The 14118-nt window shown below is 74.0% G+C and carries 19 protein-coding genes; 13 read left to right on the top strand and 6 right to left on the bottom strand.

Features of this window, described 5'->3' with window-relative positions; all coding sequences use genetic code 11:
* Positions 1–64 precede the first annotated feature (64 nt).
* Positions 65–1543 carry an HAD-IIIA family hydrolase gene (locus ACWED2_RS40450; protein ID WP_449695814.1) on the top strand — a complete coding sequence of 493 codons (1479 nt, stop codon included), beginning with the start codon at positions 65–67 and terminating at the stop codon, positions 1541–1543.
* Positions 1540–2586, top strand: a complete 1047-nt coding sequence (locus ACWED2_RS40445) for a glycosyltransferase family 9 protein (RefSeq protein WP_449695813.1) — start codon at positions 1540–1542, stop codon at positions 2584–2586. Before ACWED2_RS40450 ends, ACWED2_RS40445 begins: the two co-directional genes overlap by 4 nt.
* A gap of 37 nt (positions 2587–2623) precedes the next feature.
* Here ACWED2_RS40445 and ACWED2_RS40440 read toward each other — a convergent pair whose 3' ends face one another.
* Positions 2624–2812, bottom strand: a complete 189-nt coding sequence (locus ACWED2_RS40440) for a DUF2795 domain-containing protein (protein ID WP_449695812.1) — start codon at positions 2810–2812, stop codon at positions 2624–2626.
* 60 nt (positions 2813–2872) lie between these two features.
* Positions 2873–3892 carry a Ppx/GppA phosphatase family protein gene (locus tag ACWED2_RS40435; RefSeq protein ID WP_449695811.1) on the bottom strand — a complete coding sequence of 340 codons (1020 nt, stop codon included), beginning with the start codon at positions 3890–3892 and terminating at the stop codon, positions 2873–2875.
* A gap of 78 nt (positions 3893–3970) precedes the next feature.
* On the opposite strand from ACWED2_RS40435, the gene ACWED2_RS40430 reads away from it, so the two are divergent.
* The 5 genes from ACWED2_RS40430 to ACWED2_RS40410 all read left to right on the top strand — a co-directional run bounded on the left by ACWED2_RS40430 (position 3971) and on the right by ACWED2_RS40410 (position 6414).
* Positions 3971–4795 carry an SDR family oxidoreductase gene (locus ACWED2_RS40430; RefSeq protein ID WP_449695810.1) on the top strand — a complete coding sequence of 275 codons (825 nt, stop codon included), beginning with the start codon at positions 3971–3973 and terminating at the stop codon, positions 4793–4795.
* 165 nt (positions 4796–4960) lie between these two features.
* Entirely contained in the window at positions 4961–5398 is a 438-nt protein-coding gene (locus tag ACWED2_RS40425) for a DUF4383 domain-containing protein (RefSeq protein ID WP_449695809.1), read from the top strand.
* 64 nt (positions 5399–5462) lie between these two features.
* A complete protein-coding gene (locus tag ACWED2_RS40420; RefSeq protein WP_449695808.1) occupies positions 5463–5630 on the top strand; it encodes a hypothetical protein in 168 nt (55 codons plus the stop codon).
* Positions 5627–6055: a hypothetical protein gene (locus ACWED2_RS40415; RefSeq protein WP_449695807.1), complete on the top strand. Its 429-nt coding sequence runs from the start codon at positions 5627–5629 to the stop codon at positions 6053–6055. The genes ACWED2_RS40420 and ACWED2_RS40415 overlap by 4 nt, the downstream gene beginning before the upstream one ends.
* On the top strand, positions 6052–6414 hold the full coding sequence (locus ACWED2_RS40410) for a VOC family protein (protein WP_449695806.1): 363 nt from the start codon (positions 6052–6054) through the stop codon (positions 6412–6414). Before ACWED2_RS40415 ends, ACWED2_RS40410 begins: the two co-directional genes overlap by 4 nt.
* Before the next feature lies 1 nt (position 6415).
* Here ACWED2_RS40410 and ACWED2_RS40405 read toward each other — a convergent pair whose 3' ends face one another.
* From ACWED2_RS40405 to ACWED2_RS40390, 4 genes are all read right to left on the bottom strand, one after another.
* Entirely contained in the window at positions 6416–6838 is a 423-nt protein-coding gene (locus ACWED2_RS40405; RefSeq protein WP_449695805.1) for a DUF6292 family protein, read from the bottom strand.
* Between the two features lie 83 nt (positions 6839–6921).
* Complete coding sequence (locus tag ACWED2_RS40400) at positions 6922–7560, bottom strand: phosphoribosyltransferase (protein WP_449695804.1); 639 nt, start codon at positions 7558–7560, stop codon at positions 6922–6924.
* Between the two features lie 4 nt (positions 7561–7564).
* Complete coding sequence (locus ACWED2_RS40395) at positions 7565–7903, bottom strand: hypothetical protein (RefSeq protein WP_449695803.1); 339 nt, start codon at positions 7901–7903, stop codon at positions 7565–7567.
* A 29-nt stretch (positions 7904–7932) separates the two neighbouring features.
* Positions 7933–8469 (bottom strand): copper resistance CopC family protein, encoded by a 537-nt coding sequence (locus tag ACWED2_RS40390; RefSeq protein ID WP_449695802.1) that lies wholly within the window; start codon positions 8467–8469, stop codon positions 7933–7935.
* 392 nt (positions 8470–8861) lie between these two features.
* On the opposite strand from ACWED2_RS40390, the gene ACWED2_RS40385 reads away from it, so the two are divergent.
* The 6 genes from ACWED2_RS40385 to ACWED2_RS40360 all read left to right on the top strand — a co-directional run bounded on the left by ACWED2_RS40385 (position 8862) and on the right by ACWED2_RS40360 (position 13997).
* Positions 8862–9452, top strand: a complete 591-nt coding sequence (locus ACWED2_RS40385; protein WP_449695801.1) for a hypothetical protein — start codon at positions 8862–8864, stop codon at positions 9450–9452.
* A gap of 3 nt (positions 9453–9455) precedes the next feature.
* Positions 9456–10364 (top strand): copper resistance D family protein, encoded by a 909-nt coding sequence (locus ACWED2_RS40380; RefSeq protein ID WP_449695800.1) that lies wholly within the window; start codon positions 9456–9458, stop codon positions 10362–10364.
* 23 nt (positions 10365–10387) lie between these two features.
* Entirely contained in the window at positions 10388–11359 is a 972-nt protein-coding gene (locus ACWED2_RS40375) for a cupredoxin domain-containing protein (RefSeq protein ID WP_449695799.1), read from the top strand.
* A gap of 56 nt (positions 11360–11415) precedes the next feature.
* The gene (locus ACWED2_RS40370) at positions 11416–11868 is read left to right on the top strand and encodes a hypothetical protein (RefSeq protein WP_449695798.1); all 453 of its coding nucleotides are present in this window, start codon (positions 11416–11418) and stop codon (positions 11866–11868) included.
* Entirely contained in the window at positions 11865–12476 is a 612-nt protein-coding gene (locus ACWED2_RS40365) for a plastocyanin/azurin family copper-binding protein (protein ID WP_449695797.1), read from the top strand. Before ACWED2_RS40370 ends, ACWED2_RS40365 begins: the two co-directional genes overlap by 4 nt.
* 93 nt (positions 12477–12569) lie before the next feature.
* Positions 12570–13997, top strand: coding sequence for a glycoside hydrolase family 76 protein (locus ACWED2_RS40360; RefSeq protein WP_449695796.1), 1428 nt, complete (start codon positions 12570–12572; stop codon positions 13995–13997).
* Positions 13998–14118 lie beyond the last annotated feature (121 nt).

The following is a 14118-nucleotide window of genomic DNA, read 5'->3' as shown; positions in this document are numbered from 1 at the left end:
GTTACCCGGGCGCGGGGACTTCGACACGCCGTTTGACCACCGCCGCCCCGGGTAACCGGTCGCGGTGACTGCTTCGCTCGACTACACCGTGGTGATCCCCACGACGGGCCGGGAGACGCTTCGGCCACTGCTGCATACCCTGCTGACCGGCCCGGACCCGCGGCCGGCCGAGATCCTCGTCGTCGACGACCGCCCGGGCGGGTCCGAACTGGACGTCCCCGACGGCGTCCGCCTGCTCCGCTCCGGCGGACGCGGCCCGGCGGCGGCGCGCAACCTCGGCTGGCGCACCGCGAAGAGCGAGTGGATCGCCTTCGTCGACGACGACGTCGTGCTCGCCCCGGACTGGGTGCGGCAGCTCGCCCGCGACCTCGGTTCGCTGCCGCCGGATGTGGCCGCCTCCCAGGGCCGGATCACCGTCCCGCTGCCGGCGGACCGGCGCCCGACGGACGACGAACGCGGCACCGCGGGCCTCGAGCACGCCCGGTGGATCACCGCCGACATGGCGTACCGCCGCAGTGCCCTGGTCGAGGCGGGTGGCTTCGACGAGCGGTTCCCGCGCGCGTTCCGCGAAGACTCCGACCTCGCGCTGCGCGTCGCCGAAGCCGGGCACCGGATCGGCCAAGGGGACCGGCTGACCACGCACCCGGCCCGGCGGGCCGGGTTCTTCTACAGCCTGAAGACCCAGCGCGGCAACGCCGACAACGCGTTGATGCGCGCGAAACACGGCGTGCTCTGGCGGCAGCGCACCGGCGCCGGGCAGGGCAGGCTCGGCCGGCACGCACTGTCCACAGTGGCCGGCCTCGCCGCGCTCGCACTGCCGCTGTTCAAGCAGCGCGGGAAAGCCCTGCTGGCGGCCGGTGTCTGGGCCGGGCTGACGGCGGAGTTCGCCACCCGCCGGATCCTGCCCGGCCCGCGGACCCCCGGCGAAGTGGCGCGCATGGTCGTCACCAGCGCCCTGATCCCGCCGGCCGCGTGCTACCACCGGCTGCGCGGGGAACTCGCGGCCCGGCGGCCCCGGCCCCCGGTCGCGGTGCTGTTCGACCGGGACGACACGCTCATCGTCGACGTCCCGTACCTGAACGACCCGGACGGCGTCCGCCCGGTGCCCGGCGCCGTCGAACTGGTGCGGGGGCTGCGCGCTCGCGGCATCCCGGTCGGCGTGGTGAGCAACCAGTCCGGTGTCGCGAAAGGACTGATCACCCCCGAACAGCTCGACGCGGTGAACGCCCGCGTCCGGGAGCTGTTCGGCCCGTTCGGCACCTGGCAGGTCTGCGTCCACGACGACGGCGACGGCTGTGCGTGCCGCAAACCCGCTCCGGGCATGGTGTTGCGGGCCGCCGGCGAGCTCGGCGTCGACCCGGCGTCCTGTGTGGTCATCGGCGACACCGGCGCCGACGTCGACGCCGCGCTCGCCGCCGGCGCCCGCGCGGTGCTCGTGCCGACCGGCCGCACGCTCGAACCGGAGATCGCCCGGGCCCGCCGGCACGCCGCGGTCGCCCGTGACCTGTCCGAGGCGCTGCGCGTCGCCGGGGTCGCCGGATGAGCCGGGTGCTCGTCGCCCGCCAGGACAACCTCGGGGACGTCCTGCTCGCCGGGCCCTGCGTCCGCGCGGTCGCCGCGTCCGGGGCGCGGGTGACGCTGCTGACCGGGCCGCACGGGCGCGCCGCGGGCGAACTGCTGCCGGGCGTGGCCGAAGTGGTCACCTGGACCGCACCCTGGATCGACCCCGAGCCGCCGCCGGTCACCGCCGAGGACACCGGCGCGTTCGTTTCGCTGATCCGCGCGAAGGCGTTCGACCGCGCGCTGGTCCTGACGTCGTTCCACCAGTCCCCGCTGCCGCTCGCCCTCCTGCTGCGGCAGGCCGGCGTGCCGTGGATCGGCGCGATTTCCGAGGACTACCCGGGCAGCCTGCTCGACCTGCGCCACCGCGTCGACGGCGATCCACCCGAGCCGGTCCGCATGCTGTCGCTCGCCGAAGCCGCCGGGTTCTCGCTGCCGCCGGACGACCACGGCGCCCTGGCCCTACGCCGCCCGCTGCCGCCCATCACCCGGCTGACCGGCGGCGGGGCGTACGTCGTCGTGCACCCCGCGGCCTCGGTGCCCGCCCGGCAGCCGTCGGCGGCCTGGAGCCGCGAGACGGTGCGGGCACTGGCCGCCGACGGGCACCGGGTGTTCGTGACGGGCGCGCCGTCGGAACGCGCGCTGACCCGGGAGGTGGCCGGGACGTCGGCGGTCGACCTCGGCGGCCGGACGTCCCTCGCGGAACTCGCGGCGGTGCTGTCCGGCGCGCAGGTCGTGGTGGCGCCGAACACCGGCCCGGCCCATCTCGCGGCGGCGGCGGGCACCCCGGTGGTTTCGCTGTTCGCCCCGGTGGTGCCGCAGGAACGGTGGGCGCCCTACGGCGTGCCCACGGTGGTGCTCGGCGACCAGCGGGCGCCCTGCCGCGCCACTCGCGCGCGGGTTTGCCCGGTCCCGGGCCATCCCTGCCTCGACACGATCGACCCGGCCGACGTCTGCCGCGCGGTGACGGCCCTCGCGCAGCCGGGTGCCGTCGTTCCCGAGACCGCCGAACTGGCCTCGGGGTGATCGCGGCCCGGGCGCACCCGCCCGGGCCGCCGGGTCGTCAGCCGCCGATCTCCTTGCTCACGCCGCTCGGCCCCTCGTAGGTCCGGTCGGGCAGGCGGCGTACCACGTCGAGGGTGTCCGAGTCGGCCCCGTTCTTCTCGGCCGCCCGCACCAGGTCGTCCCGGTTCGCCGGGTAGTCGACACCGGACAGGTACTTCTGCAGTTCGATCGGGTTCGGCTTGCTCACGGGAGCTCTCCTTCCGTTCGGGGAACGGCGTGGTTACCCCGCCCGGCGGCCGGCACACGCTCAGGACGGCACCGGCTGCTCCCCCGCCGGGTGAAGCCTGCGGACGGTGGCGTCCGGGTGGCGCGTCAACGGCTGCAGCGGCAACGGTGTCGATTCGGCGAGCTGTTCCAGGTGCCGCAACAGGATTCCCTCCCGCAACGCCCACGGGCAGACCTCGGCGCGCGGGACGTCCAGGGTGGACAGCGTCACCTCCGCCGCCACCGCACCGGCCACGACCTGCCGGGCCCGCGCCTTGGAAACGCCGCGCAGGCCCGCCCGCTCCGCCGCCGGGACGCGGGCCAGCCGCGGGATCCACCCGCGCACGTCGGCGACCACCAGTTCCCGGGTGACGAACGGCCCCTTGCGCTGCGGCGGGGCACCGGTGAGCCGGGCCAGCTGTTTGAACGTCTTCGACGTCGCCACGACCCGGCGTGGCGGGCCTTCCCAGCGCAGCCGGTCGAGCACCTCGGACAGCGTGTCGCGGACGTGCCGGCGCAGGCTCTTCAGCTGCTTGCGCGTCGGCGGATCGGCGGTGAGGAACTCCCGGGTCAGCCGGCCGGCCCCCAGCGGGAGCGAAACCGCCAGCTCCGGCTCGACGTCCCGGCCGAGCACCAGCTCCATCGAGCCGCCGCCGATGTCGATCAGCAGCAGCCGCCCGGCCGACCAGCCGTACCAGCGGCGCGCGGCGAAGTACGTCAGCCGCGCCTCCTCCTCGCCGGAGAGGAACTGGGGCCGGATCCCGGAAGCCGCCTGGATGCGGTCGATCACCTCGTCCCGGTTCACCGCGTCGCGCACGGCCGCGGTGACGAACGGGTAGAGCTGGTCGACACCGAGCCGCACCGCCGCGTCCACGGCCCGGCCGACCGCGGCGGTCACCCGCTCGATCCCGGCGTCGCTCAGCGTTCCGTCGGGCAGCAGCTCCTCGGCGAGCAGCGTCGGTTCCTTGACCGCGTGCGCCGGGAGCGGGGGCGCCCCGGCGGACACGTCCACCACCTGCAGCTGAGCCGAATTCGACCCGATGTCCAGCACGGCCAGTCTCATCGGGACGGGTTACCCCGCGACGCCCGCGTTTAGTCCCCCGCCGGGGTGGTAGCCGACCGAGAACGAAAGGAGACGCCCGTGTCGCTCCCGGCCCCCTTGCCCGCCGAAGCCGCCTCGCCGCGGCGCGCCGTCGTCACCGGTGCCGACTCCGGTAACGGCCGTGCGGTCGTCGCCGCCCTCGCCGGCGGGGGTCTGGACGTCGGCATCACCTACCACTCGGACGCCGACGGCGCGGCGGAGACCGCCGCCGAAGCCCGCTCGCACGGGGTGACCGCGCACGTCCGGCAGCTCGACCTGACCGAGCTGCCCGGTGCGGCCGACGTCGTCGACGCGTTCGCCGACGACCTGGGCGGCATCGACGTCCTCGTCAACTGCTCCGGCACCGGCAGCAGCCAGCTCGCGATGGACCTCGACTACGAGAAGTGGCGCCAGGTCCTCGACGTCGACCTCGACGGGGTATTCCTGCTTTCGCAGCGCGCGGCCCGGCACATGATCGACGCCGGGCGCGGCGGCCGGATCATCACCATCACCAGCGTGCACGAGCACGTGCCCCGGGTCGGCGCCGCGCCCTACTGCGCCGCGAAGGCCGGGGCGGGCGCGCTGACCCAGGTGCTCGCCCTGGAGCTGGCCGAACACGGCATCACGGTGAACTCCGTGGCCCCCGGCGAGATTTCGACGCCGATGACCGGCCAGACCGACGCCGACCCGCGCGAGCAGGACCGGCCCGGCATCCCGCTCGGCCGCCCCGGCCACGCGGCCGAGGTGGCGGCCGCGGTCGCCTTCCTGGCGACCCCGGCGGCCGGCTACATCACCGGCACGTCGCTCGTCGTCGACGGCGGGCTGCTGCTGATGGGTGCCCAGCACGGGACCGCCCACCGCGAGCACGACTGGCGTTCCCCCTGAGCTTGCCCCCCTGAGACCAGGGGCCCGCGTCCTGGCTGCAGGGACCGGCGCGGGTCCCGGCCGCGGGCCGGACGGCGGACTCCCAGCCCGTCGTCCGGCCCCTTCCACTTGTCCGTTTTCCGCACGCGTGCCGGGGTATCCGCCGGTGGAGGAAAGGAGACGCCCATGTCGTCCGCCGAAACCCGCTCCCCGGCGGCTTGGCTCCGCCCGGTCGTCGCCGTCCTCGGGTTGCTGTACCTGGCACTGGGGATCGCCGGGTTCCTGGCCCCGGAAACCGCCGCGGTCGGCCACGAAACCAGCCGGGCCGTGTGGATCTTCAGCGTGACTCCGCTGCTCAACCTCGTCCACACGGCGGTCGGCGTGCTCGGGCTGCTCGCCGCGACCCGGCGCACCGGGTCGATCATCTACTGCTGGGTGCTGTTCGTCGGCTTCACCGGGATGACCGCCTACGGCATCCTCGCCACCGCACTCGTCAACCCCGAGGACCCGATCAACCTGAACTGGGCGGACAACTGGCTGCACGGGCTGACCGCGGCCGCCGCGCTGGTGCTCGGCATCGTCGCCGCGCGGGCGCTCAACCGGACCGCCACGCGCGCACGGTGATCCCGCTCGTTTCGGCGGGCGATCACCGGGTAGCCGCAGAAGAACACGCGTGAAGGAGGTTCCGATGCACCGCGAAAGCGACCGGCATTCGCCCCGGGAAGACGACGCGATGAAGGCCGAGCTCCAGGGGACCCTGAAGGGCAACGGCCCGTCCCGCGCCGAAGACTGGCGCGACCCCGAACTCCCGGCCGACGACGAAGCGGACGTCCCGCCGTTGGGTGGCGGCGCATGACCACGACCGAACCGGCGGCGGTGGGTGAACCCGCCGTCGTCGTGCACTACCGGCTGCACGCGGACTTCGCCGGTCCGGGGTGGCTGCGCGGGCTCCTCGGCCCGCGGGCCGGCCTGGACCTGGACGCGGCCGGCCTGCGCGTCCGGTTCGGACCGTGGCTGGTCGAGACCCCGCTGAGCAACCTCGCCGGCGCGGAGGCCACCGGGCCGTACCGGGCGCTGCGGGTCTTCGGCGTCCGGCTTTCGCTCGCCGACCGCGGCCTCACCTTCGGGACGACGACGCGGGGCGGCGTCTGCCTCCGGTTCCGCGAACCCGTCCGGGGCATCGAGCCGTGGGGACGGCTCCGCCACCCGGGCCTCACGGTGACGGTGTCCGAACCGGACCTGGTCGCCGAGGCCGTCAACCGGATCGTGGCGGACTCGTGACGGCGGCCCGCATCCTGGCCGTGGCGGTCGACTGCCGTCAGCCGGACCTGCTGGCCGAGTTCTGGGCGGCCGCGCTCGGCGACGGGAAAACCCGCACGTGGACCGACTCCCACGGCCTGACGTACCGCCAGGTCGATTTCCCCGAGGGCCCGGCGTTGCTGTTCCAGCCGGTGCCGGAGGACAAGGCGGGCAAGAACCGGCTGCACCTGGACCTCGCGCCGGTGGCAGGCGATCAGCGGGCCGAGGTCGAACGCCTGGTGATGCTCGGGGCGAAGGTCCTCGACGACCCGGCCGACGACCCGTGGATCGTGCTCGCCGACCCCGAGGGCAACGAGTTCTGCGTCCTGCCCGCCCGGTGACTCAGGCCTGGCCGACCGGGTCGCCGGCGTACTCGGCCAACCGCTCGTCGAAACCGTCCGCGGTGCCGGGTCTGCGGAAGTCGGGGGGATCCGGCCGTCCGGGGTACTTCTCGCCGTACATGCCGGTCACGAACTCGACGACCGCGTCCGGCGGGGGCAGGACGTCCTCGCCCAGGTACGCCAGCACGATGACTTCGTCGCCGCTCGCCGACTCGACCGCCGCGGCCCAGCCGTCGCGTTCGTCCCACAGCAGCGCCGTCTCGTGGTCCGGGAACCGGGCGAGCCGCCGGTCCAGCGCGACGTACGCGCCGGCCGGGACGTCCACCTCGCAGAACCACGCGGGCGCGTCCAGCTTGGCCGCGACAGCCAGCAGGTACTGCCGCAGCCCGCGCGCCGCCGCGCCGAGCCCGTCCCGTTCGCTCATCCCGCTCCCGCCTCTTCGGTCGGCGCCCCCATCGGGTGATACCCCATCACCCACCCGGTCAACCCGGTGCACCCCGGGTGGCGTCACGGGGCGAGCAGGGCCAGGACGTCGTCGTCACTCAGCTGGCGGAAATCGGCGTACCACTGGCCGACCGCGCGGAAATCCGGCGGCTCGGTGACGCAGACGACGTCGTCGGCCTCGCGCAGCACCCGCGCGGCGGCCCCGGGGGCGGCGACCGGTGCCGCGAAGACGAGCGTCCGGGGACGGGCCGCGCGGACGTCACGCAGTGCCGCCGTCGCGGTGACGCCGGTCGCGAGCCCGTCGTCGACCAGGAGGACGTCACGGCCGGTCAGACCGGCGGCCGCCCGGCCGGCGCGGTACCGCTCGAGCCGGCGGCGTGCCTCCGCCCGCTCCCGTGCCTCGGCCCGGGCCATCCGCGCGGCGGTCAACCTGAGCGTGCGCAGGCCGGCCTCGTCGTAGACGGCCGGGCCGTCCGGCGTGACCGCGCCGACGCCGTATTCGCGGTGGGCCGGCGCACCGATCTTGCGGGCGACCGCGACGTCCAGTTCGGCGCCGAGCCGCCGCGCGACGACGGCGGCCACCGGCACCCCGCCGCGGGCGAGCCCGAGCACGACCGGGTCGGCCCAGTCCCGCCGCAGTTCGCCCGCGAGCCACCGGCCGCCGTCCTCCCGGTCGGCGAAGATCCGCGGGCGCACCGGCATCAGGTCACGGACGCCACTCGTCGCGCCAGTCCGGATGGGCTTCGTACACCGACGCGATCAGCTTGACGGAGGTGTCGTCGTGGGCGTCGCGGATCTCGCGGCGCAGGAATTCCACCTTCTCGGCGAACGGCACCGGGTGCCGGTCCTCCATCGCCTCGACCGGCCCACCGGCGAGCAGCAGCCCGTCGCCGTCGTCGGCGTACATGATCCGCAACCGCCCGCGCCGTTCGGCCTCGTCGATCAGCGGCAGTTCACCCGCCCGGACGCGCTCTTCGTCCTCCGCGAGCCGGGCGAGCACGAATTCGTCGAGCTTCGCGGTCGTGGTGTCGTCGAGATTCGTCATGGGCCCGGGATACCCGCGCGACCACGGCCTCAAGCGTCCGCGCGGCTCAGCCGCCTGGCCACCGCGAACCCGGTGCCGAGCAGGACGGCACCCCCGGTGATCCACGGCCACAGCGACACCGGATCGTCCCCGCCCGGAGTCGCCACCACCGCGGCGGCCGGGGTGGCCGTCCCCGGGCCCGCCACGGCGAGCCGGAACGGGACGGTGCCCGAGACGGGGTGGCCGTCGGCGGAGGTGACGCGGTACCGGATGGTGTAGGTGCCGGCCGGCCCGAGGGGATGCAGCGGCGCGAAGACCCGGGCGTCCACAACGGACGCCGGACCGGCCTCCCAGTGCGAAGTCCCGTCGGGCCCGAGCACCGCGAGCTCGGTGAAGCGGTTTTCCACCGGCTCGTTGAACTCGAGGACGGCCTCGGCCGGCCCCGCGGCGACCGACGCGCCCGAGGCCGGCGAACTGGACACCAGGACGCTGTGCGCGGCCGCCGCCGGCGCGCCCAGCAGGACCGTGCACCCGGCGGCCGCCAGCGCGGCGGCGATCCGGACCGGGACAGACCAGCGGGAAGTCATGTGTTTTCTCGCCTTCTCGGAATTCGCGCGATGCCCGGAACCGTAACGACCGGATCGGGTGCCGCCGCGGAAGGCCGTGAAACGACTGTGTTAAGCAATTCTCACCGCCGGGGCGGAGCGCGGCCCGGCAACCGGGCAAATCGGGCCACTAGTCCGGTAGTCCGCACCGCCGGACCCCCGAACAGCCCAGTCGAACCGGCTTTCGGCCCAGCATCTCACCGCGGAGCGCCGCCTTCGGGCCGGTCGACTTTACCCGGCCTTCACGTGAACATCACCCCACGAAACATGCCGGCTGGTTTATTGCTCCCACATCCACTTCTTTCCCCGCCGCTCCGGAATTGCCGAGAACCCTTTTCCGGGAAGCGCATTCCCGTTCTTTGGAGGACGAACCCGTGCGAGGACCCGCCCTGCGCCGTGACCACGTCATCGCCGCGAGCCTGGCCGGCGCGGTCGTGGTCGTCGTCGGCTACGCGTCCGGCATCGGCCTGCGCCCGGGCACCGCCGCGGCCACCCCACCCGTGGTCGCGGACGGCGGGCATCCGGCCGCCCCCGAAACCCCGGCGCCGCAGACCGTTCCGGCCGGCCTGCCGCCCGCGGGTGGCCCGGTTTCCCCGCTGCCCGCGCTGCCGGTGGGCGACCAGCCGGGCGCTCCGATGCCGTCGATGCCCGGCGACACCGGCGTGGCGCCGGTCCCGGATCCCGGGCCCCTCGACCCCGGTCCTTCCCCGGCCCCGTCCCCGCCCGAGCCGACCACGCCGGCACCCCCGCCACCCGGCACCGACGTACCGGCGTGCCAACCCGGTGTGCCGCAACAGGTCCTGGACACCGTCGGCGGGCTGCCCCTGCTCGGCGCCGTCACCACCGGGCTCGGGGTCACCGGGCCGGGCGGGGTCGGCGCGCTCGTCCTCGGCTACTGCCGCACACCCGACGGCGGCCTGGAACCCGCGATGGTGCCCGCCCCGGCCGTCCCCAGTGGACGGTGAGGGGTGGAACCCGTCAAGGCGTGGTACGTGCTCGCCCGCGCCGCCGACTACGCCGGTCTCACCCTGTTCGCCGGTGGCCTGCTGTTCCTGGCCGTGCTCTGGCCGGCGGGCGCCGGGCACCGCGGCGCCCGTTCGGTGCTCGGCACCGGCTGGGGCCTCGGCCTGCTCGGCACGCTCGCCGGCCTGGGCCTGCAGGCGGCGTGGGCCGCGCAGCGCCCGCCCGGTGACGCCCTGACCTGGGACCTGCTCAGCCAGGCACTGGACAGCCAGTTCGGGCGGATCTGGTTCGCCAGGGCGCTGCTGTGGCTGCTCGGCGGGGTGGTGCTGGCCTGGCTGCTGCAGCGCGGCCGGGCCGCCGCCACGGCGTTGGCCTGGCGGGTCGGGGCCGGAGCGGTCCTGGTCGGCCTCCTCCGCACGACCGGGCTCACCGGCCACGCCGTCGAAAGCACCAGGCCGTGGCTGACGCAGCTGGCGGACTTCGCGCACCTGGCGGGCGCTTCGGCGTGGATCGGCGGCCTGGCCGTGCTGTTGTTCGGCGTCCTGGCCCGCCGTGACCCCGACGAGCTCGCCACCGTGATCCCCCGCTACTCGAAGCTGGCCATGACGTCGGTGGCCGTCGTCGTCGCCGCAGGCGTGGTGCTGGCGTGGCAGACCGTCGGCAGCGTCGCCCGGGTGTTCGGCACCGCCTACGGGCGGACGCTGCTGGTCAAGCTGGCCGTGCTCGCCGTGGTGCTGCTGGCCGCCCAGTTCAGCCGCCGCTGGGTGGGCCGCCGTCTCGACTTCGCCGTCGTCCTGCGCGGGGACGCCGGCACCGTGCGCCCCTTCGTCCATTCCGTCGCCGCCGAGACCACGCTCGTGCTCGTGGTCCTCCTCGCGGCGAGCTTCCTCGTCACGGCCAGCCCCGGCCGCTGATCGCCCTGCGAAAGGAGTCCTCGATGGACAACCCCACCCCCACCGCCCCCGAGCAGCCGGAGGTGGTGCGGCGACGGCGGAACTGGCCGGTCGCCGTGGCGATCGCCGCACTGGCGACGGCGCTGTTCAGCCTGGCCGCGCTGCGCGGCGGGCAGACCGAGCAGGCCGCGCCGAGCCAGGCCGCGAACGTCGACCTCGCCGCGCTGGCCCAGCAGGGTCCGCTGGCCGTCCCGCTCTACCAGGGACTCGTGCAGGAACAGGCCGGCGGCGCCGCTGCGGCCGCGGCGCCGTCCGGCAAATCGGTCGAAGCCATGGGCTACAAGTTCTCGCCGGCCGACCTGACGATCGACGTCGGTGACACGGTGACGTGGACCAACCACGACACCGCACCGCACAACATCGTGGTCACCGACGGGCCGGAGAAGTTCACCTCGCCGACCCTGCAGACCGGCCAGACCTTCAGCCACACCTTCACCAAGGCGGGCAAGTACTCCTACTACTGCTCGATCCACCCGGACATGAAGGCGACGGTCACCGTGACCGGCGCGGCCCCCACCAGTGCCCCGCCGGCCTCGACCCCGACGTCCGCCCCGACCTCGGCACCGAGCCACTCGATGCCGGCGCCGTCCACCCCGGCCGGCGGCGGCTCCTGCGTGCCGAAGGCGGTCCTGCAGCCGATCCTCGACCACATCAAGAGCGCGCACCTGGAGACCTCACCCGGGCAGCAGGTGCAGGACATCCTCAACCTGGACCAGTACATCAAGACCCACACGGTGTGGCTGGAGACCGTGCTCGCCCCGGCGTTCGACGGGTCGGGCAGCCAGGTGCTCACCGACACCCTCGCGCCGATCGTCGCGCACATCAAGAGCGCGCACCTGGAGACGTCGCTGGGACAGCAGGTGACCGACCTGCTGAACCTCGACCAGTACATCAAGACGCACACGGTGTGGCTCGAAAACGTGCTCACGCCGTTGCTCGGCCAGGCGAGCTGCTGATCCCCGCGGGTGGCCCGGCGGCGCCGGGCCACCCGCACCCCTTCCCCGGAGGCCACATGTCCGACACCGCCGTCCTGCCCGCTCCGACCGGCTACGCCCTGCGCCGCGACCGCTGCGTCATCGAGGTTTCCCCGCGCCCGCCGCTGGTCCGCGGCCGGCTGACCGCGACCGGCGGGCACTGGACACCCGGCGCCGCGCTCACGGTCACCCTCGACCCCGGCTCGCTGAGGACGCCGATCCCGTTCCTCGGCCGGGCGTTCCGCGGCGAGGAGCTGACCTTCACCGCCGACGACGTCACCGAGGACCCGTTCGCCGTCGAAGGCACCGTGGCCGGGCGGGCCGTGCGCCTGCGCGGCGACGTCCGGCACCGGGACGCCGGCGGTGTCGTCGTCTGGGCCGGCGGGTACGTGCTCCCGGCCCGCCGGAAACCGGCGGGGGCGGGACGGCTCGTCCGGCTGCTGGCCCGGCGCCGGCTGCGCGTCGAAATCGCGATCGAGTTCGTCCGATGAGGCGCGCCGCCCTGGCCGTCGCCGGCCTGCTGGTGTTCCTGAACGTGCCGCTCGCGAGCCCGGCCGCCGCGGCGACGCAACAGGTCATGATGCAGGGCTACGCCTACTCCCCCGTGGCGCTGACCGTCCGGGTCGGGGACACCGTCACGTGGATGCAGCACGACGAAGCCCCGCACGACGTCGTCACGACGAGCGCGCCGGTCGCGTTCCGCAGCCCGCAGCTTTCGGCCGGGCAGAGCTGGAGCTACACGTTCCGGCAGCCGGGCACCTACCAGTACTACTGCTCGGTGCACCCGGACATGCGGGCCTCGGTGACGGTGCTGCCCGCGCCCACGTCGGCGCCGCCGAGCACGGCTGCCCGGACCACGCCGCCGCGGACCTCCGGCACCCCGGCCGCCGCTGCCCCCGTGACCACGCCCTCGCCCTCTCCCGCCACATCCCCGGCCGTCGCCACGCCCACCGCCACCCAGCCCGCAGCTGCGCAGCCCGCCGTCCAGCAGGCGACCGCGGCCACGCCGGCGACCCTGGACCCGATGCTGCTGGTCGCCGGGCTCGTCACCGCGATCGCCGTGGGCTGCCTGCTCCTGCTGAGCTCCCGGCGGGTGTGAATTCCTGTCCGCAACCTGTCCCGAAAAGGACTGGACCAATAATATCGGCACCGGAAAATGGGGAGCATCGCCCTTCAGCGCGGAAGGTGACTGATGCACTTCCTCATTCCCCTGCTGTCCCTCGTCCTGGCCGCCACGCCGACCGCCACGTCGGCCGCGGCCGCCGCGACGATCTGCAACAAGTACTGCGACGCAAGGGATCCCGCGTCGTCACCGGGCGACCGCGAGGGCTCGTCGGCCGGCGTCGGCGGCCGCCGGATCGCCCTGCACCTCGACGACGGCGACGCCATGGGCTGGGCGGCGATCACCGGCGGCGCGGCCGGCGACCACGTCTGGCTGGACCGCTCGTTCGACGCCGGACGCACCTGGGCGTCGGGCAGCAAACTCGGCGACACCGCGACACCGTCCGGCGCGACGGGCTGGCGGACGCTGATGTACAACACCGACGACTGGGCGAACAAGGGCGTCGGGGTGCTGCGGGCGTGCGGGCAGCCCGCGGGGTCGGGCACGATCGCCTGCACCGGCTGGGCGCGTCCGGCGTGGAACGCCTGGGACCGCCGCACCGCGGCCGCCACGGCGCTGATGGAGCGGTACAACCTCGGCACCGGCCTCTTCGACACCACCGGGTGGTGGAACTCGGCGAACGCGCTCACCGCGATCATCGACAACGTCCGGATCAGCGGCATGGGCAGCTACCGCTACGCGATCGACACGACGTACACGAAGAACCTGGCGGCGCAGGGTGGCAGCTTCCGCAACGACTACCTCGACGACACCGGGTGGTGGGGCCTCGCGTGGGTCGACGCCTACGACCTGACCGGCGACGGCAAGTACCTGAACACCGCCCGCGCCGACGCCGACCACATGTACGCCTACTGGGACGGCGTCTGCGGCGGCGGGGTGTGGTGGAGCACGAGCCGCACCTACAAGAACGCCATCCCGAACTCGCTGTACGTCCAGCTGAACGCGGCCCTGCACAACCGGATCCCGGGCGACACGGTGTACCTGGCGCGGGCCCGGGCGGGCTGGGCGTGGTTCGCCGGCAGCGGGATGATCAACGGTTCGAACCTGGTCAACGACGGCCTGACGTCGGCCTGCGCGAACAACGGCCAGCCCACCTGGACGTACAACCAGGGCGTGCCGCTGGCGGCGTTGACCGAGCTGTCCCGTGCCACCGGTGATGCGAGCCTGCTGGCGAAGGCCCGCGCGATGGCGAACGCGTCGACGACGAACACGGGCTTGAACCCGGGCGGCATCCTCCGCGACCCGGGCGAGACGGCGGGCGGTGGCGGCGTCGACGGCCCGAGTTTCAAGGGCGTGTACGTCCGCGACCTGGCGGTGCTGAACGCGGCCCTCTCCGACCACCCGTACACGGCCTACCTGCAGCGACAGGCGAACTCGGCGTACGCGAACGACCGGAACAGCGCGGACGCCTACGGCCTGCTGTGGGCAGGCCCGTTCGACCAGCCCGACGCGGCCCGCCAGCAGAGCGCCCTGGACCTGATGAACGCCGCCCCCTGACCGTGTCGTGAGTGGTAATTCGGGTTAGAACCCTAAAAAAACAAAAAAACAAAAAAAACCCGACCACAACCAAAACAGTTTTCTCCAAATCCGCCTGCGAGACCAGTTTTAAAACAACCCA

Source organism: Amycolatopsis sp. NPDC005003, assembly GCF_053600695.1.
Note: the sequence above shows the minus strand (reverse complement) of the source record. Positions and strands in the feature narration are given on the sequence as shown.